This is a genomic window from Micromonospora sp. CPCC 206061 (assembly GCF_036906915.1).
Taxonomy (GTDB): domain Bacteria; phylum Actinomycetota; class Actinomycetes; order Mycobacteriales; family Micromonosporaceae; genus Phytohabitans.
The window spans coordinates 36,304-54,497 of the sequence record NZ_JBAKHX010000031.1; the positions used below are offsets into that span (position 1 = coordinate 36,304).

Genomic DNA, 18,194 nt, shown 5'->3' on the forward strand with positions numbered 1-18,194 from the left:
TTGGCACGCAAGGAGTTGCACTTTTGACGCAGCTGCGCTTCAACTCGTCACCCACGTACTGGCGTTGCGAGCCCGGCTGGTTCTGGCACTCCCGTCCGCTGGGCGACCATCTACTGTGGTGCGTGCTGGATGGCGTCGGTGAGCTGACCCTCGAGGGCCAGACCGAGCCGCTCGGGCCTGGCAGCTGCGCGGTGTTTCGCCCCGGGGACGCCCCGATGGCCAGGCACGATCCGCACCGGCGCCTGCTCGTGTTCGGAATGCACTTCGACATCGACGCACCCGACGAGGCGCCGCACCGAGGCCTGGTACAGGTGCAGGACCGGACGCTGCTCGGCGCGCTCGCCCGCCGGTGCGACCGCAGCTTCCGGCGCGGCGGGCCGCTGGGCGCCCGGCACAGCCTGCTCTGCCTGGAACAGTTGCTGTGCCTGCTGGGCGAGGAGGCCACGTACGACGCGCTCGGCCCGGTCGACGCCGAGCTGGACAGGATCACCGAGGCGATGCGGCAGGATCCGAGCAGGCGCTGGACCGTCACGGAGCTGGCCCGGCAGGCGGCACTGTCTCGGGCACAGTTCACCCGCCGGTTCATCGCGTACACCGGGCTGACGCCGGCCAGGTATCTGATCAATGTCCGGCTCGTACGGGCTCACGAACTGCTGACCCAGACCAACATGACGGTCACGCAGATCGCCGCGGCACTCGGTTACATCGACGTCGCCTACTTCAGTCGCCAGTACAAGCGGCACACCGGGCGGTCGCCCAGCGTCGCGCGATAAATGCGGTGGTGCCCGAGAAGATCGTCCGTTACCGTTCACGTGAACGGTAACGGAGGCTCATATGGAGGCCATGCCGCACCAGCTCCGCCGCAGTGCCACCGGCACCGCCGGCGGCCTGCGGGACATCCGCGAGACCCACCGCTTGGCCGTCCTACGCGAGATCTACGCGGCCAGGACGGTCACCCGGCGAGACCTCGCCGCCCGCGCCGGCGTCAGCGTCGCCACCGCGTCCAACATCGTCGCGGAGCTGCTGCGTGCGGGAGTTGCGCGGGAGACCTCGTACGAGGACTCCGAGGGCGGCCGCCCGCGCGGCCGCATCACCGTGAACGCACGGCGCGGCGCGCTCGTCGGGGTGGAGGTCCGCGCGGCGAGTATCCACATCGACGTGTACGACCTGGCGCTGGAACCGCGTACCCATTGGATCGTTCCTGCGACGGCCCGGCGTGACGTCGAGCGGGCGGTGTCCGCAGCGGTGGCCCACGCCGGATTCGATGCCGACCGCGTCATCGGGGTTGGCGTCGCCGCCCCGGCCACGCACCGCGGCGTACGGCTGGACCCGGCGGTCCTGCGGGCGCCGGTATACGTGGCCGAGCCGGCGACAGCGGCGGCCGTGGCCGAGCTGTGGCTCGGACCCAGCCGCCACGCGGGCAACCTGGTCAGCGTCACACTGGCCGACAGCGCCGGCGCCGCCATCGTGGTCGGTGGTGCGCCGCTGGCCGCGGCAGGTGGCTGGGGGCACACGACCGTGGTGCTCGACGGCCGGCTCTGCTGGTGTGGCCGGAGTGGCTGTGCGGAGGCGTACCTCGGTGCGCCGGGGATCCTGCGGACCGTCCACGAGCTGGCCCCCGACAGCCGGCTCGTGCGCGACACTCCAGATGCGACGGTCCGGGTCCTCGGCCGCGCCATGCGCGACCGCGATCCAGCGGCCGCCGCGGTGATCGGCGCGACCGCGCGCCATCTGGGCGTCGGCGTCGCGAGGCTGGTGAATCTCATCGACCCGGATGTCGTCACGCTCAACGGCTGGGTGGTTGGGGTACTGGGCCGCTGGCTGCTGCCAGCCGCCCGAGAGGTGGTGACGGGCCGCCGCTGGCCTTCGACCGTACGCATCGAGGCGAGCCCGGTGCCCCGAAACGCGGTCACCGCCGGCGTCGCGGCCGCCGCCCTACAGGCGTCATCCTACCTGGCGACGGCGTGGGCGGGCGGTGTGGTGAGGTGACGACCGGCCGCCGCCGGATGTGGCACCATCTCGCAGGTGAGCAGCAGACCAGCCGCCGTACGCGATCCCGCGGGCAACCTGATCCGTATCCAAGAGCAGCGCTGACCTGTACGGATAGATGGAGAGACGATGCCGCACCTTGCCGACAGCCACGACCTGATCCGCGTGCAGGGCGCACGGGTCAACAACCTCAAGGACGTCAGCGTCGAGATCCCGAAGCGCCGGCTGACGGTGTTCACGGGCGTGTCCGGCTCGGGCAAGAGCTCGCTGGTGTTCGGCACGATCGCCGCCGAGTCGCAGCGGATGATCAACGAGACCTACAGCGCCTTCGTGCAGGGCTTCATGCCGACGCTCGCGCGGCCCGAGGTCGACGTGCTCGAAGGGCTGACCACCGCGATCATCGTCGACCAGGAGCGGCTGGGTGCCAACGCGCGCTCCACCGTCGGCACCGTCACCGACGCCAACGCGATGTTGCGCATCCTCTTCAGCCGGCTGGGAAAGCCGCACATCGGCTCGCCCAACGCGTACTCGTTCAACGTCCCCTCGGTGAAGGCAAGCGGTGCGATCACCGTCGAGCGCGGCGGAAAGACGAAGGCCGAGAAGGCGACCTTCAGCCGCCTTGGCGGCATGTGCCCGCGCTGCGAGGGCATGGGCTCAGTCACCGACTTCGACCTGTCCGCGCTGTACGACGACAGCAAGTCGCTCAACGAAGGCGCGCTCACGATCCCGGGCTACAGCATGGAGGGCTGGTACGGCCGCATCTACCGCGGCTGCGGCTTCTTCGACCCGGACAAGCCGATCCGCAAGTACAACAAGAGGGAGCTGCACGACCTGCTCTACAAGGAGCCGACCAAGATCAAGGTCGAGGGCATCAACCTGACGTACTCCGGCCTGATCCCGCAGATCCAGAAGTCGTACCTGTCCAAGGACGTCGACGCGCTCCAGCCACACATCCGCGCGTTCGTGGAGCGGGCGGTGACGTTCACGTCCTGCCCCGAGTGCGAGGGCACCCGGCTCAGCGCTGAGGCCCGGTCGTCGAAGATCAAGGGAAAGAACATCGCCGACGTCTGCGTGATGCAGATCAGCGATCTGGCCGAGTGGGTCCGCGACCTCGATGAGCCGTCCGTGGCGCCGCTGCTCGCCAAGCTGCTGCACACGCTGGAGTCCTTCGCCGAAATCGGGCTGGGCTACCTCAGCCTCGACCGGCCGTCGGGCACGCTGTCGGGCGGCGAGGCGCAGCGCACCAAGATGATCCGCCACCTCGGTTCGTCGCTCACCGACGTCACCTACGTCTTCGACGAGCCCACCATCGGGCTGCACCCCCACGACATCCAGCGGATGAACGAACTGCTGCTCCAACTGCGTGACAAGGGCAACACGGTGCTCGTCGTGGAGCACAAGCCGGAGGCGATCGCGATCGCCGACCACGTCGTCGACCTCGGCCCCGGCGCCGGCACGGCGGGCGGCACCGTCTGCTACGAGGGCACCGTGAAGGGGCTGCGGCGCAGCGACACCACCACCGGCCGCCACCTCGACGATCGGGCGAGCCTCAAGAAGTCGGTGCGTTCGTCCTCCGGCGCGCTGGAGGTCCGCGGCGCCTCGACGCACAACCTCCAGAACGTCGACGTCGACATCCCTCTCGGCGTGCTCTGCGTGGTCACGGGCGTAGCCGGCTCTGGCAAGAGCTCGCTGATCCACGGCTTGGTCGCCGGCCGCGAGGGTGTGGTCGTTATCGACCAGGCTGCGATCCGCGGCTCGCGGCGCAGCAACCCGGCGACGTACACGAGCCTGCTCGACCCGATCCGCAAGGCGTTCGCGAAGGCAAACGGCGTGAAGCCGGCGCTGTTCAGCGCCAACTCCGAGGGCGCCTGCCCCACCTGCAACGGCGCTGGCGTCATCTACACCGACCTGGGCGTCATGGCCACCGTCGAGACCATCTGTGAAGACTGCGAGGGGAAGCGGTTCCAGGCGGCGGTGCTGGAGTACACGCTGGGCGGGCGGAACATCGCCGAGGTGCTCGCGATGCCGGTGACCGAGGCCGAGGAGTTCTTCGGCGACGGCGAGGCGCGCACGCCGGCCGCGCACGCCATCCTCGACCGGCTCGCCGACGTCGGGCTCGGCTATCTGAGCCTCGGCCAGCCGCTCACCACGCTGTCCGGCGGCGAGCGCCAGCGGCTCAAGCTGGCCACGCACATGGCCGAGAAGGGCGGCGTCTACGTCCTCGACGAGCCAACCACCGGCCTGCACCTCGCCGACGTCGAGCAGCTGCTCGGGCTGCTCGACCGGCTCGTGGACTCCGGCAAGTCGGTCATCGTCATCGAGCACCACCAGGCGGTCATGGCGCACGCCGACTGGATCATCGACCTCGGCCCGGGCGCCGGCCACGACGGCGGCCGGATCGTCTTCGAGGGCACCCCGGCAGACCTCGTCGCCGACCGCTCGACCCTCACCGGCAAGCACCTCGCGGCGTACGTCGGCGCCTGACCGCTACCGTAGGGCTATGGCGGTTGTGAAGATCAACGCGATCGAGGTACCCGAGGGCGCCGGCCCGGAGCTGGAGCGGCGGTTCGCCGCGCGGTTGCACGCGGTGGAGCACCAGCCCGGGTTCGTCAGCTTCGAGCTGCTGCGCCCGGTCGCGGGGGAGAGCCGCTACTTCGTCTACACGAAGTGGGAGAGCGAGGAGGCGTTCCAGGCGTGGGCCAACGGCCCGGCCAAGGAGGCGCACGCGGGCGCCCGCGCGAAGCCGGTCGCGTCCGGCTCGTCCCTGCTGGAGTTCGAGGTCGTCCAGAACGCCTAGCGTTCGCGCTGGCGGCCTCGCCCTGCGGTAGCTCGAAGTCTATGAATCTTGATGAGATCTGGTTGTGGTCTATGTGGACGGACCGACCACAACTCAGCTGGCGCATACCGGTAGGTGCGCGTAGCCGCGCAGCACGAGGCGGTCGCGGCGCACCGGGAGGCCGTCAGGGCGGAGCCGAGGAAACCGGTTCAGCAGCAGCGGAAACGCGATCCGCGCTTCGAGCCGGGCCAGGGCGGCGCCGAGGCAGAAGTGCGCGCCCGCGCCGAACGACAGCGGCGCGTTGTCGGGGCGCGCCGGGTCGAACGTGTCGGCCGCCGCGAACCTGTCGGGGTCGTGGTTGGCCGCGCCGAGCAGCACGGTGACCTCGACGCGTCCATCGACCTCGGTGTCGCCCACGGTCATGGGCTCCGCCGGCAGCCGGCTGGTCACCTGCACCGGGGCGTCGAAGCGCAGGAACTCTTCCACATAGGCCGGTGCCAGGTCGGGCGCCGCGCGCAGCCGGGCCATCGCGGCGGGATGATCGAAGAGTACGGCCATGCCGTTGCCGATGAGGTTGGTCGTGGTCTCGTGCCCGGCGAGCAGCAGCAGCGCCAGGTTGCCCAGCAGCTCGGCGCCGGACAGGGCCGAGCCGGCCGCCGCTGCGGCGAGCTGGCTGGTCAGGTCGTCGGTGGGTGCGCGCCGGCGGTCCGCGACCAGCCCGATCAGATAGTCGCGCAGCTCGGAGGCGGCCCGGTCGGCGCGCGTGGCGGTCTCGGCCGTGGCGGCGTACTCGACGGCCCCGGCGAAGTCGACGGCCACCGGCCGGAACCAGCCGCGGTCCGACTCCGGCACGCCGAGCAGCTCGCAGATGACGGCGAGGGGCAGCGGTACGGCGAACTCCTCCATCAGGTCGACCGGTCCACCGCTGTCGAGCCTGTCTGCCAGGCGCGCTGCCTGCGCCTCGATCGCGGCGCGCAGCCCGGCCACCCGCCGGGGCGTGAACGCGCCGCTGACCAGCTGCCGCATGCGCCGGTGGTCGGGCGGGTTGGTGTTGAGCACCGAGTCGGTGAGCAGGGCCTGCGACGGCCGGGCCGTGTATGCCGGGCCGAGCTGGCGCCGCAGCATGTCGCGGTCGGCGACCAGCATCCGCGGGTCTCGCAGCACCGCGCTGGCCTGCTCGTAGGAGGTGACGATCAGCTGGCTGCCCAAGCGCAGGACGGGGCCGTGCGCGCGCAGCGCCGCGTAGAGGGGATACGGGTCCTGGCGGCCCTGCGCGGTCATGAGGTGGCTCGCGGCAGACACGGGATCCATGCCCCGATCCTGCCAGCGCCCGGCAACCGTCAGCGCGGGCGCAGGATCGCCCGCACCGGCTCGGCGGGGCGCAGGGTGATCATCGGAGCGAGGGGCAGTCGACCGTCGAGCGCCTCGACGCGGTAGCGCGCCAGCAGCGTGCGTAGCAGCACGGTCGCCTCCAGCAGAGCGAAGTGCTCACCGATGCAGCTGCGCGGTCCGCCGCCGAACGGGAAGTACGCGTAGCGCGGCCGGTCGTGCTGGCCGGTGAACCGGTTGGGGTCGAAGCGGTCCGGGTCGGGCCAGAACTCCGGGTGCCGGTGGGTGACGTACGAGGAGAGCATCACCCTGGTGCCGGCCGGCACGTGGTGGCCGGAGATGGTGGTGTCGACGTCGGCGAGCCGTTCGGTGCTGTATGCCGGCGGGTAGAGGCGCATGCCCTCCATCAGCGCCGCGCGCACCAGATCCGCGTCGCCGCTGGGGCCGCTCGCCGCGACGCGCTCCTGCGCCGCCGGATACCTGCCCAGCAGGTACAGGGTGAAGGTGAGCGCCCCCGCGGTGGTCTCGTGCCCGGCGAGCAGGAACACCAGCACCTGGTCGCGGATCTCCTCCGCGGACAGGGGTTGTCCGGTTTCGGGGTCGCGGGCGGCGTGGAGCCGGCTGAGCATGTCGTCGCGGTCTTCGCCGGTGCCGCGGCTGGCGTGCTTGGCGATGATCCGGTCGACGATCGCGTACTGCGCCGCGCGCTCCCGTGTGATCCGGCGGGCCCGGGGCGTCGGCCAGCGCAGCGGTGTCCGGACCATCTGGAGGGCGCGCGCGAGCGCGAGGTCGCCGAGCACCGGCATGAGGCGTTGCAGCTCCGGTACCGCCTCGTCGACGTCGTCGCCGAACAGTGCCCGGCCGACCACCCGCAGCGCGTAACGCTGCATGAGATGGTGCAGGTCCACGGTCGAGCCGGCGGCGGCCGCGGGCTCGGCCGCGATGCGTGCGGCCTCGGCGGTCATCAGCTCCGTATAACCGGCCACCCGGCGCGGCGTGAACAGTGGCTGCAGGGTCCGCCGCTGGCGCAGCCACACGTCGCCGTCACTGGTCAGCAGGCCGGTGCCGATGAACTCGGTGAGCACCTGGAAGCCGGTCGTGCGGCGGCTGAAGACACGCCCGGTGGTGAGCACCTCGTGAACGGCCTCGGGGTGGTGTGCCATGACGACATGTTGGCTCAGCGGGTGCGGCCCCCAACGCGGCCCGAAGCGGTACGAGACGGTGTCGCCGTAGTCGCGGAAGCCGGCGAGCAGGGTGCCGAGCATGTCGCGACGGAATGCGGGCGCCATGCCTAACATCGGATGGCCGGCCGGACCGGGAGCGGAAGCCTTCACTGTCGTGTGCGCCGTCACATCGACAAGCTTCCCATGTTCCTCCGACACCTTGGGGTTATTCTGGAGTGAATCCAGAAGATTTTCTTGACTGATTCCAGAAAAGTGATCCATACTCGCCTGGTGCGATCTACGCTCGATGCTGAGCCCATGCTGCGTGATGCTGCTCTGCGCGTGACCCGACCCCGGGTCGCGGTGCTGGCGGCGGTGCACGAGCGCCCCCACGCGGACACGGACTCCATCGTCGGCATGGTTCGTGAGGATCTTGGTGAGGTGTCCACGCAGGCGATCTATGACGTCCTGCGGGCGTTGACCGCCGCGGGTCTGGTGCGGCGCATCCAGCCGGCCGGCTCCGTGGCCCGCTACGAGTTGCGGGTCGGTGACAACCATCACCACGTCGTGTGCCGGTCCTGCGGTGCGATCGGCGACGTCGACTGCGCCGTCGGCGAGCCGCCCTGCCTGACCCCGTCCGACGATCACGGATACGTGATCGACGAGGCCGAGGTCGTGTACTGGGGCCTGTGCCCGGCCTGTTCCAGCTCAGCAAACATCTGATAACCGCCCAAGGAGAGCAACGTGGCAAGTGAGAACAATGGCCTCATTTCGGGCGAGGCCCCCGTGCGCCCGCCGAAGGCGAGGTCCAACCGTGACTGGTGGCCGAACCAACTAGACGTGAGCGTCCTGCACCAGAACCCGCCCGCGGGCGACCCGATGGGCGGGGATTTCGACTACGCCGCCGAGTTCAAGACCCTTGACCTCGACGCGCTGAAGGCGGACATCCACGAGGTGATGACCACCTCGCAGGACTGGTGGCCGGCTGACTACGGCCACTACGGCCCGCTGTTCATCCGGATGGCCTGGCACAGCGCGGGCACCTACCGCACCAGCGACGGCCGTGGCGGTGGTGGCTCGGGCGACCAGCGCTTCGCGCCGCTGAACAGCTGGCCGGACAACGCGAGCCTGGACAAGGCCCGGCGGCTGCTGTGGCCGGTCAAGAAGAAGTACGGCAAGAAGATCTCGTGGGCCGACCTGATGATCCTCGCCGGCAACGTCGCCCTGGAGTCGATGGGCTTCAAGACCTTCGGCTACGCCGGCGGCCGCGCGGACGTCTGGGAGCCCGAGGAGGTCAACTGGGGCACCGAGGACACCTGGCTCGGCGACCAGCGCTACAGCGGCGAACGCCAGCTCGCCAAGCCGTACGGCGCGGTGCAGATGGGCCTGATCTACGTCAACCCGGAGGGCCCGAACGGCAACCCGGACGCCCTCGCCGCCGCCCGTGACATCCGGGAGACGTTCGGCCGGATGGCGATGAACGACGAGGAGACGGTCGCGCTCATCGCTGGCGGGCACACGTTCGGCAAGGCGCACGGCGCCGCCAACCCCGACCGGAACGTCGGTCCGGAGCCGGAGGCCGCTCCCATCCAGGAGATGGGCCTCGGCTGGAGGAACGCCCACGGCTCCGGCAAGGGCGGCGACACCATCACCAGCGGCCTCGAAGGCGCGTGGACGCCCACCCCGACCGCGTGGGACAACAGCTTCTTCGAGACCCTGTTCAGCTTCGAGTGGCAGCAGACCACCAGCCCGGCCGGCGCGAAGCAGTGGGAGCCGACCGACCCGGCCGCGGCTGGCCTGGTGCCGGACGCCCACGATCCGTCGAAGCGCCACGCGCCGATGATGCTCACGACCGACCTCGCACTGCGCGTGGACCCGATCTACGAGCCGATCGCGCGCCGCTTCTACGAGAACCCGCAGGAGTTCGCGGACGCCTTCGCCAAGGCGTGGTTCAAGCTCACCCACCGCGACATGGGACCGATCGCCCGGTACCTGGGCCCGCTGGTGCCTGCCGAGCCGCAGATCTGGCAGGACCCGGTGCCGCCGGTCACGCACGAGCTGATCGGCGCGGACGACATCGCCGCGCTCAAGGACACCATCCTCGGCGCGGGCCTGTCCGTCTCCGAGCTGGTCGCGACCGCGTGGGCCTCGGCGTCGACGTTCCGCGGCACCGACAAGCGCGGTGGGGCCAACGGCGCCCGCATCCGCCTTGCCCCGCAGAACGAGTGGGAGGTCAACGACCCCGCCCAGCTGGCGAAGGTCCTGCGGACCCTGGAGGGCATCCAGCAGCAGTTCAACGCGGCGCAGGCCGGCGGCAAGCAGGTCTCGCTCGCCGACCTGATCGTGCTCGGCGGCGCCGCCGCCGTGGAGCGGGCCGCGAAGAACGCCGGTTTCGACGTCGAGGTTCCCTTCACGCCGGGGCGCACCGACGCCTCGCAGGAGCAGACCGACGTGGAGTCGTTCGCGGTGCTGGAGCCGACCGCCGATGGATTCCGCAACTACCGCGCCAAGGGGCAGGTACGCCCGACCGAGCAGCTGCTCGTCGACCGGGCCCAGCTGCTGACGCTGAGCGCCCCCGAGATGACCGTGCTGGTCGGCGGCCTGCGGGTGCTGAACGCGAACACCCAGCAGTCCTCCCAGGGCGTGTTCACGGAGCGGCTGGAGACGTTGAGCAACGACTTCTTCGTGAACCTGCTCGACTTCGGCACCGCGTGGGAGCCGACCTCGGACGAGGAGGAGACGTTCGAGGGCCGCGACATCGCCACGGGTGAGGTGAAGTGGACCGCCAGCCGCGTCGACCTGGTCTTCGGCTCGAACTCGATCCTCCGGGCGCTCGCTGAGGTCTACGCGAGCGACGACGCGAAGGAGAAGTTCGTGCGCGACTTCGTCGCCGCCTGGGTCAAGGTTTCGAACCTCGACCGGTTCGAGCTCGCCTGACCCGCCTTACCGACCGACCGCGAAGGCACCGTGCGATCCCGCACGGTGCCTTCGTTCGATCAACTGCTGTGCCATCCGCGCGACGGCGGGCGACTTGTCGGCGGAGCGCGTCGTCACGTGGATGTTCCTTGCCAGCCGCGGCGGCTGGGCGATCGCCAGCATGGTGACCCCGGCGCGGGGCGCCACGGCCAGCTCGGGCACGAGGGCGACGCCGAGGCCGGCCGCGACCAGGTCCAGGATGACGCTGTAGTCGTCGGCCCGGCAGGTCACCTTCGGCTCGAACCCGGCCGCCCGGCCCACCATCTCGGCGATCGCCTGGAAGCCCTCGGTGGGGGAGGTCGCGATCCACTCGGCGTCGGCGAACGCGCGCAGCGACACCGGCGCGGCGTCCGCGGGGCGCAGCCGGGCGGGCACCGCGAGTAGCAGCGGGTCGGTAAGCAAATGGACCTGCGCCAGGCCGCGCAGGTCGGGCTCCGGAAACCTCGCGTACTGGTGGGTGATCGCGAGGTCGATCTCGCCGGCTCGCACAGCGGGGATGGACTGCTCGGGCTCCACCTCGTGAAAAGTAAGCGCGACCTTCGGGTAGCGGCGGGCGAACGCGGCCAGCGCCGGCATGCACAGCCGGGCCGCCGCCGTGCCGAACGAGGCCACCCGGAGCCGACCACCCAGCAGCGTGCCGGTGGCCACCACGGCCTGTTCGGCGGCCTCCAGGTCGGCCAGGATCCGCGTCGCGTGCTCGACGAGCAGCTCGCCAGCGGCGGTCAGCCGCACGCTGCGGGCCGAGCGCTCGAGCAACTGGGCACCGGTCTGGCGCTCCAGAGCCGACAGCTGCTGCGAGGCCGCCGCGGCGCTGCAACCGGCGGAGGCGGCGGCGCCGGCGATCGACCCGCTGGCGGCGACCGCGACAAGGATTCGCAGCTTGCGTGGATCGAGCATAAGGCAAGCTTACGCTCAGGGCAGCAAGCGACAGCTTCTTCGAGGCTCTCCGCACTGCCAGGCTCTGGGAATGACCACGACCATCCGTGCCGTACGCACGCCCACCCTCGACGACGTCGACCGCGCCGCCCGCGTCGTCGCCCGGTACCTGGATCCGACACCGGTCGCCTCTGGCTCGCCGGGGCCGGCTCTGAAGCTCGAAGGCGTGCAACCGACCGGCTCGTTCAAGGTGCGCGGTGCCCTCGCCGCACTGGCCACTGTGGACGCCGATGTGCCGGTGGTGACGTCCTCCGCCGGCAACCACGCGCTGGGCATCGCCTTCGCCGCCCACACGCTCGGCCGCCGCGCCACCGTCGTGACCCCGGCGACCGCCTCGCCGGTCAAGGTCGCCGCCCTCCGGCGCTTCGACGTCGACCTCGTCCAGGTCGGCACCTGCTACGACGACGCCGAACGCCACGCCCTGGAGCTGGCCGCCCAAGGCGCCCACTACGTCTCCCCGTACAACGACCCGCATGTGATCGCCGGGCAGGCGACGATCGGCGTCGAACTCGCCGACCAGCTGCCGGGCCCGCTGACCGTGGTCTGTGGAGTCGGTGGCGGCGGGCTGTCCGCCGGGCTCGGCCTGTGGGCCTCGACCCGGCCGGACGTCCGGGTGGTAGGCGTCGAGCCGGCGGCCTCGGCGGCAATGGGCGCGGCGGTCGCGGCGGGACAGCAGGTGCCGATCGACGTCGGCGCCACCCTCGCGGACGGTACGGCCGGCAACATCGAACCCGGCTCGGTCACCATCGACCTCGTCTCCCGGTACGTCGACGAGCTGCTCACCGTGACCGAGGACCAGATCCGCGACGCGGTGCGCTTCCTCGCGCTGCGGCGCGGCGTCATCGCCGAAGGCGCCGCCGCGGCACCTGTCGCCGCCGTCCTCGCCGGGCAGCTGGCAGGGTGGGCCTCGGGGCGCGGACGCACCGTCGCCGTCGTGTCCGGCCGCAACATCGCGCCCGCGGTCCTCGCCGACATCCTGGCGGGTTAGCCACCGTCTGCTGTGGGCGCCCACTCGCACGCGTCCACCGCGGCCCACAGGATGGCTGTTTCGGTTGCCGTGAGGGAATACGGGTCCACCCTGCCGGGAGACGGGCTCAAATGTGAACGGACGCGCGCGGCGTCAGTGGCCAGTCCCAGCGACCGCCCGGGAGTCACAGCGGCGGGTACGCGTTCTGCATGAGCTGCTGGAACTGGGCCGGGAACCACGCTCCGGCCGCCGGCGCGCCGGCCAGGGCGCCGGTGTAGATACCGCTGCCGCGCGGCGGCCCGGTGTATGTGGGATCGCACATGCGGTCGAAGGGCGTGTCGAGGATGTTGGTGCTGGCGCCGTCGGACTCGCCCGGCGGCTTGATCCACGCGTAGGCGTGGATGCCGTCGGCCGGTGCGGTCACTGGGCGCTCGCCGAGGCCGGCGCCGGCCTGGTTGCAGTAGTTGGACTTGATGAAGCGCCGGTCGATCCGGGACTGGTCGACGAAGATGTTGACGTCCAGCGACGTGCCGGGCCCGGTCGGACGGGCGGGCCCGCCCCACCCGTTGCGGGAGGTGTCGACCAGGAAGCCGATGTCTTGCGCGAAGCCGGCCGTGACGAGCTCGCCCCGCAGCGCCTGGGCGAAGGTCAGCTCGTCGTTGAAGTGGTTCCAGTCCACCCAGCGCGAGGTCCGGGTCCGGTCGTTCACGGTGACGAACGGCTCGCGCAGCGCCGAGTAGTTCGCCGTGTTGGTGACGAAGCCGCGCACGGTGGCGGGCGTGCTGCCGGACGCGCTCGCGGCCTGTGCCAGCAGGGCGACGGTGGGTGCCCGGTTGTCGATCCAGCCGATCACGCCGTGGTGCGTCACATCGACATAGTTGTACACATTGGACAGCGCGCCGAGCTTGGCGAGCGCGTATCCGATGCCCTGCACGTAGCCGCCGTTGGCCGCCATGGTGTTACACAGCACGGTCGCGCCCCACCGCGTGCCGGCGTTGGCGACCAGGTTCGGCAGCGAGTCGGGCTCGATGACGGTGACGATCCGCAGGTGGGCGTAGGCGGGCCGGGCGACGATATCGGCGATCTGGTCGACGAACTCCGCCTTGTAGCGGGGCAGGTCGCCCGGAGCGAGCTCGCCGCCGGACGCCATCCGGGCGCAGTTTCGCCCGGGCAGGTTGTACAGCACGAGCTGGACGACCATCGGGTCCCCGGCTGCCTGGACGACCGCCCGGTCGAGGTGTGCGGCCAGGCCCTGGATCGCGGCGATGCTGTCCAGCCACACCGCCGTCGGCTGGTGGGAGACCCGGTCGCCACCGGGCTCGGCGAGCGCCTTGGCGCTCCACTCTGGATTGACGTACACCCGGGCGCCTACATACGGGTTGGCGACGGCCGGCCGCGCCGCCAGTGGCTTGTCGCGCCCGCTGGCGGCGTGCACGCCACCGGTGGCCAACAGGACGAAACCGGTCACCAGAGCCGCGATCATGGCAACGGTGAAGCGCCTCATGACTCGCCAGTGTCGCATAGACATCTGTCGATTACAACCGGTTCGTATAGCGTGTACGGATGGTTACGAGTCCGCTGGTCGGCGACGTGTTCGGCGCCGTGGTGCGCGATGCCCTCGCGGTGTCGAGGGGCGTGGGCGCTCGCCCGCTGGCCGGTGGCAGGCTGCCGCGACCGGTCATCGAGATCGTCGAGCGCGACGACGGGTTGATCAGCGCGGTGATGGCGGACGGCTACCTGGCCGAGCCGGACCAGTGGCCGGCACACGACCGGCGGGCGCTGGACCTGGTACGCGGACGGGTTTTGGACATCGGCGTGGGTGCCGGGCGGGCGGCGCTGGCGTTGCAGGAGCGCGGCCTGCGCGTGACGGGCCTGGACATCTCAGCCGGCGCGATCGCCGTGAGCCGTGCCCGCGGGGTGCGCGACCTGGCGCACGCCAGCGTCGAGCAGCACGCCGCGGCCGGTCGCCGGTACGACACGTTTCTGCTGCTGGGCAACAACCTCGGTCTGCTGCAAGGGCGCGAGCGGGCACCGGAGTTCCTGGCCGCGCTCGCCCGGATGGCCAGCCCGGGGGCGCGGGTGGTCGCGCAGGGCACCGACCCGTACGGCACCACCGATCCGGTGCAGGTCCGGTATCACGCGCGCAACCGCGAGCATGGGCGGCTCGGCGGGCAGTTGCGGCTGCGACTGCGCTACCGCGAATTGGCCACCGACTGGTTCGACTACCTGGTCTGCTCGGTCGACGAGCTGTCCGAGCTGCTCTCCGGCACCGGCTGGGATCTGGCCGACGTCGACGACGCCGACGCCCCGTACTACCTGGCCACCCTCGTACGCGCGGGGGGCCGCCGGGTCTGACGACCCGGCGGCCCCACTGGTGGTCGCGGTTCAGGCGGCCGTGGCGAGCCGTCGCTTGCGGTTGATCAGCGGTACGACGTTGAGCAGCAGGCCAGCCAGCGCGACGCCCGTGACCAGGTTGATCCCCGGGTGGTACTGGCTGAAGTCGGCCGTCGCCTCGGCCGGCCCGGTCACCGTGACCAGCGCGGTGACCACGGCGAGCACCAGCGCGGCGCCGACCTGGCCGGAGGTCTGCACGAGGCCGGCGGCCAGGCCCTGCTCCGAGTCGTCGATGCCCTCGGTGGCCTGCGACATGATCGAGCTGAAGCCGAACGCGAACCCGCCGCCGAGCAACAGCATGGTCGGCAGGACGGTGACGAGGTAGTTCGGCACCGTACCCGAGGTCAGCAGGAACCACGCGTAGCCGAGGGTCAGCGACGCCATCGCGCTGTTGATCAGCCGCTGCGTCCCGTACCGGTTGATGAGCCCGCCGACGAACGGCGAGGTGAACGCGACCAGGAGCCCGGCGGGCAGCAGGGCCAGCGCCACCTTCAGCGGCGACCATCCCTGGGTGTCCTGCAGGTAGAGGGTCATCATGAACTGGAAGCTCAGGTACGAGCCGAACAGCGCGATCACGCTCAGGTTGGCCCGGACGATCGAGCCCACCCGCAGGATGCCCAGGCGGATCAGCGGGTGCGCGATCCGGTTCTCGGTGACCACGAAGGCGACCAGCAGTGCCGCCGCGACCAGCGCCGATCCGAGCGTGACCGGGTCGAGCCAGCCGCGGTCGGGCGCGGAGACCACCGTGTACACGGCCAGCAGCATGCCGCCTGTCAGGGTCGCCGCGCCGAGCAGGTCATGGCCGCCGTCGGCGGCCGGCCGGTCACGCGGGATCAGCGCGAGGCCGGCGACCAGGGCCATCAGCGCCAGCGGTACGGGGATGAGGAAGGTCCACCGCCATCCCAGGCTGGTGAGCAGGCCACCGAGGATGAGACCGGAGGAGTAGCCGCTGGCGCCGAAGACCGTGAAGATCGACAGCGCGCGGTTCCGGGCCGGGCCCTCCGGGAACGTCGTGGTCAGGATCGACATGGCCGTCGGCGCCGTGAACGCCGCGGCGAGACCCTTGATGAAGCGCGTGATGATGAGCAGCGTGCCGTCGTCGACCAGCCCGCCGACGAGCGATGCGACGGCGAAGACGGCAAGGGCGATCAGGAATATCCGCCGCCGGCCGAGCAGGTCCGCGGTGCGGCCCCCGAGTAGCAGCAGGCCCCCGTAGCCCAGCACGTAGCCGTTGACGATCCACTGCAGCGAGGTGGTCGACATGCCCAGGTCGGCGCCGATGGACGGCAGCGCCACCCCGACCATGGAGACGTCGAGACCATCGAGGAACAGCACGGTGCACAGCACCGCGAGCACACCCCAGAGTCGAGGCGTCCAGCGCTGTTCGGCTGGTTCGGGCGCGGTCGACGGGATGGTCGCGGTCGCGGTGTGCGCCGGACCGGTGGAGGCTTCGGTGATAGACACGTCGGGAACATTAAATGCACGTGCATCAGATGTCCATGCACAAGATGTCCGGGCAAGTAATGCGAGTGCATCTACGCGGCCGGCCGGGTACGATGCCCGACAAGATCCGCCGCACCGTTCTTGACGTGCGGAAATCCGCCCACGATCAGCCTACTGCGATCGCCGCCCGTGGCCCGAAAGCCCGCGAACCGCCCACTGTGACAAGCGCCGCACCCCTACATCCAGCCCGCGCCGCCGCCCCGCGCGCTCTCCGCCGCGCGCTTCCCCGCCGCGCTTCCCCGCCGCGCGCTCTCCCCGCCGATCAAGGGCAAACGCACGTGGTTCGATCTCTTTTCCACGTGCGTTTGCCCTTGATCGATGCGACCTTCCTTGATCGAGGGAAGAGGGCCTCTCTAGCGGGCCGTGCAGGTGGGGGTCATGCCCGTACCGGTGCCGGCGCCCTGGAAGCCGAACTCGGTCGACTGGCCGGCGGCGATGCTGCCGTTGTAGCCGACGTTGGTGAACTGGACCGCACCGGTGTTGCCGCTGCGGTTGACGTTCCAGGCGTTGGTGACGCTGGCGCCCGACGGCAGGGTCAGTGCCACCGTCCAGCCGTCGACCGGCGCGGAGCCGGCGGTGACCCGCACCGTCGCGACGAAGCCACCGGTCCACTGGTTGAGCGACACCGACGCCGTGCAGTCGCTACCGGTCGGCGGGCTCGTCGGCGGCGTGGTTGGCGGCGTGGTTGGCGGCGTGGTCGGCGGCGTGGTCGGCGGCGTGGTCGGGGGAGTGGCGGGTGGCGTGCTCGGCGGCGTTGTCGGCGGTGTGGTGAGCGGTGGCGTCGTCGGGCCGTCGGTCAGCATCGGCGTCTGCCAGTCTCGCCACTCGGCCAGGTTGCCGGGCTTCCGGCTGGAGATCCGGATCGTGCCGGGGGCATTGCCCGTCTTCAGCAGGAACTTCTGGATGGTCTGCTGTAGCGGCGTACGCCATTCCGTCCGGTTGGCGCAGTGGGTACCGTCCGTGACGTCAGACCAGTAGGTGATGTTGTCACCCGCGCCGAGTGCCTTGTAGACCTCGGCGCCGCCGAGCGCCGCGACGCTGCCGGACCTGGCGGCCAGCCAGTCGATGTGCGGGTTCTCCATGATGAACAGCCCGCGCGGCGCCACCATGGCCACCGCCGAGTGCGTGTCGACCGGCAGCGTGTTCGGGTTGCCGGTGAAGGCGCTGAACGCGTCGCCGAGCCACGGCTGCTCGCCGTAGGCGCTGCTCAGCGGCTGGGCGCCCGACTCACCGGGAATGCCGCGGAAGATGGGTGCGCCGCCGCTGCCCGACTCGATGGGCATGGTCAGCGCGATGCGCTGGTCGAACACGCCGGCTACGAAGGCACCCTTGCCGTACCGGGAGCACCCGGTGACGCCGGTCGCGTCGGCGCGCAGGATGTTGCCGCCGGACTGCTCGATGACGTCGATGATCCGGCTCACGCCCCATGCCCAGGCCATCAGCAGGCCGGTGCCGCTGGTGTTGCCGTAGATGCTGTAGAACGCGCCCTGTTTGTTGTTGCGCGCCGTGCCCTCTCGCCCGACCGTGAAGGGGTCGTAGCTGATCACCGCGGCGCCGGAGGCGCGAATGGTGGCGGTGTCGGCGCCGAAACCGCCGTAGACCACGACGGCTGGGAAGGGGCCGGTGCCACTCGGCAGCTGCACGCCGGCCGAGAAGCTGGAGCTCCGCCCGTTGTGCGACACGTTCACCGTGACGGTCGAGCTCGACACCGTTCCGGTGACGGTAGCGGGCTTGGCGGGCTTGTCGCCGTAGACGTACCTCTCCGACAGCTCCCTGATCTCCGCCCGCCGGCACCGCCAGTCGGACTTGGAGGAGATGCGCGTGCCGTCCACCTTCCGGAACGGATCGGGAAGCCTGGAGTTCGAGGTCAACGAGACGTTGCCGGGCACTGGACAGTCGGCGCCCTCGTCTTCGACGAGCGCGGCGGCCATGGCGTTCGTGGCTTTAAATACCACGGTTACCGCGCCGGCGGCCGCGAGTGCCGTCACGGCCAGCGCGATGATTGTCTTACGGATCCTAGGGCGGCCCGAGCCGATGATCACTAGGGCTCTCCTTCCCGGGTGGAAGCCGCAACGTGATCGATGATCACGAATGTCGAGTACGTCAAGTGTCGACCACCGTCTTCCGGGGTGTCAACGACATCTCCCGGAAGTTTTCCGAG

At 70.7% G+C, this 18,194-nt stretch carries 13 protein-coding genes and 1 pseudogene; 8 read left to right on the forward strand and 6 right to left on the reverse strand.

Features of this window, described 5'->3' with window-relative positions:
* Nucleotides 1–23 precede the first annotated feature (23 nt).
* The 4 genes from V6V89_RS21205 (at nt 24) to V6V89_RS21220 (ending at nt 4,786) form a co-directional block, all read left to right on the forward strand.
* On the forward strand, nt 24–773 hold the full coding sequence (locus V6V89_RS21205) for an AraC family transcriptional regulator (protein WP_334620929.1): 750 nt from the start codon (nt 24–26) through the stop codon (nt 771–773).
* 61 nt (nt 774–834) lie between these two features.
* Entirely contained in the window at nt 835–1,989 is a 1,155-nt protein-coding gene (locus V6V89_RS21210; protein ID WP_334620931.1) for an ROK family transcriptional regulator, read from the forward strand.
* Nucleotides 1,990–2,118: 129 nt separating this feature from the next.
* Nucleotides 2,119–4,473 (forward strand): excinuclease ABC subunit UvrA, encoded by a 2,355-nt coding sequence (locus V6V89_RS21215; protein WP_334620932.1) that lies wholly within the window; start codon nt 2,119–2,121, stop codon nt 4,471–4,473.
* A 16-nt stretch (nt 4,474–4,489) separates the two neighbouring features.
* On the forward strand, nt 4,490–4,786 hold the full coding sequence (locus V6V89_RS21220; RefSeq protein ID WP_334620933.1) for an antibiotic biosynthesis monooxygenase family protein: 297 nt from the start codon (nt 4,490–4,492) through the stop codon (nt 4,784–4,786).
* A 93-nt stretch (nt 4,787–4,879) separates the two neighbouring features.
* Here V6V89_RS21220 and V6V89_RS21225 read toward each other — a convergent pair whose 3' ends face one another.
* Entirely contained in the window at nt 4,880–6,076 is a 1,197-nt protein-coding gene (locus V6V89_RS21225) for a cytochrome P450 (protein ID WP_334620934.1), read from the reverse strand.
* A gap of 29 nt (nt 6,077–6,105) precedes the next feature.
* Nucleotides 6,106–7,539 carry a cytochrome P450 gene (locus tag V6V89_RS21230; protein WP_334620936.1) on the reverse strand — a complete coding sequence of 478 codons (1,434 nt, stop codon included), beginning with the start codon at nt 7,537–7,539 and terminating at the stop codon, nt 6,106–6,108.
* Nucleotides 7,540–7,575: 36 nt separating this feature from the next.
* Between V6V89_RS21230 and V6V89_RS21235 the strand changes: the two genes are divergently transcribed.
* Entirely contained in the window at nt 7,576–7,980 is a 405-nt protein-coding gene (locus tag V6V89_RS21235) for a Fur family transcriptional regulator (protein WP_334620937.1), read from the forward strand.
* 21 nt (nt 7,981–8,001) lie between these two features.
* A complete protein-coding gene (gene katG / locus V6V89_RS21240) occupies nt 8,002–10,194 on the forward strand; it encodes a catalase/peroxidase HPI (protein WP_334620938.1) in 2,193 nt (730 codons plus the stop codon).
* A 6-nt stretch (nt 10,195–10,200) separates the two neighbouring features.
* Here the strand turns inward: katG and V6V89_RS21245 are convergent, their stop codons facing one another.
* Nucleotides 10,201–11,130, reverse strand: a complete 930-nt coding sequence (locus V6V89_RS21245; RefSeq protein WP_334620939.1) for a LysR family transcriptional regulator — start codon at nt 11,128–11,130, stop codon at nt 10,201–10,203.
* 70 nt (nt 11,131–11,200) lie between these two features.
* Here V6V89_RS21245 and V6V89_RS21250 point away from each other — a divergent pair, with 70 nt between their 5' ends.
* Entirely contained in the window at nt 11,201–12,157 is a 957-nt protein-coding gene (locus V6V89_RS21250) for a threonine ammonia-lyase (protein WP_334620940.1), read from the forward strand.
* A 163-nt stretch (nt 12,158–12,320) separates the two neighbouring features.
* Here the strand turns inward: V6V89_RS21250 and V6V89_RS21255 are convergent.
* Nucleotides 12,321–13,523, reverse strand: a pseudogene (locus V6V89_RS21255) (glycoside hydrolase family 6 protein); the annotation flags it as partial.
* Between the two features lie 176 nt (nt 13,524–13,699).
* Here V6V89_RS21255 and V6V89_RS21260 point away from each other — a divergent pair.
* Nucleotides 13,700–14,491 carry a class I SAM-dependent methyltransferase gene (locus V6V89_RS21260; protein WP_334620941.1) on the forward strand — a complete coding sequence of 264 codons (792 nt, stop codon included), beginning with the start codon at nt 13,700–13,702 and terminating at the stop codon, nt 14,489–14,491.
* 30 nt (nt 14,492–14,521) lie between these two features.
* Here the strand turns inward: V6V89_RS21260 and V6V89_RS21265 are convergent, their stop codons facing one another.
* Together V6V89_RS21265 and V6V89_RS21270 are read right to left on the reverse strand one after the other, a co-directional pair.
* On the reverse strand, nt 14,522–15,994 hold the full coding sequence (locus tag V6V89_RS21265; RefSeq protein ID WP_334620942.1) for an MFS transporter: 1,473 nt from the start codon (nt 15,992–15,994) through the stop codon (nt 14,522–14,524).
* Nucleotides 15,995–16,386: 392 nt separating this feature from the next.
* Nucleotides 16,387–18,075 carry a glucuronyl esterase domain-containing protein gene (locus tag V6V89_RS21270; protein WP_334620943.1) on the reverse strand — a complete coding sequence of 563 codons (1,689 nt, stop codon included), beginning with the start codon at nt 18,073–18,075 and terminating at the stop codon, nt 16,387–16,389.
* Nucleotides 18,076–18,194: the final 119 nt, after the last annotated feature.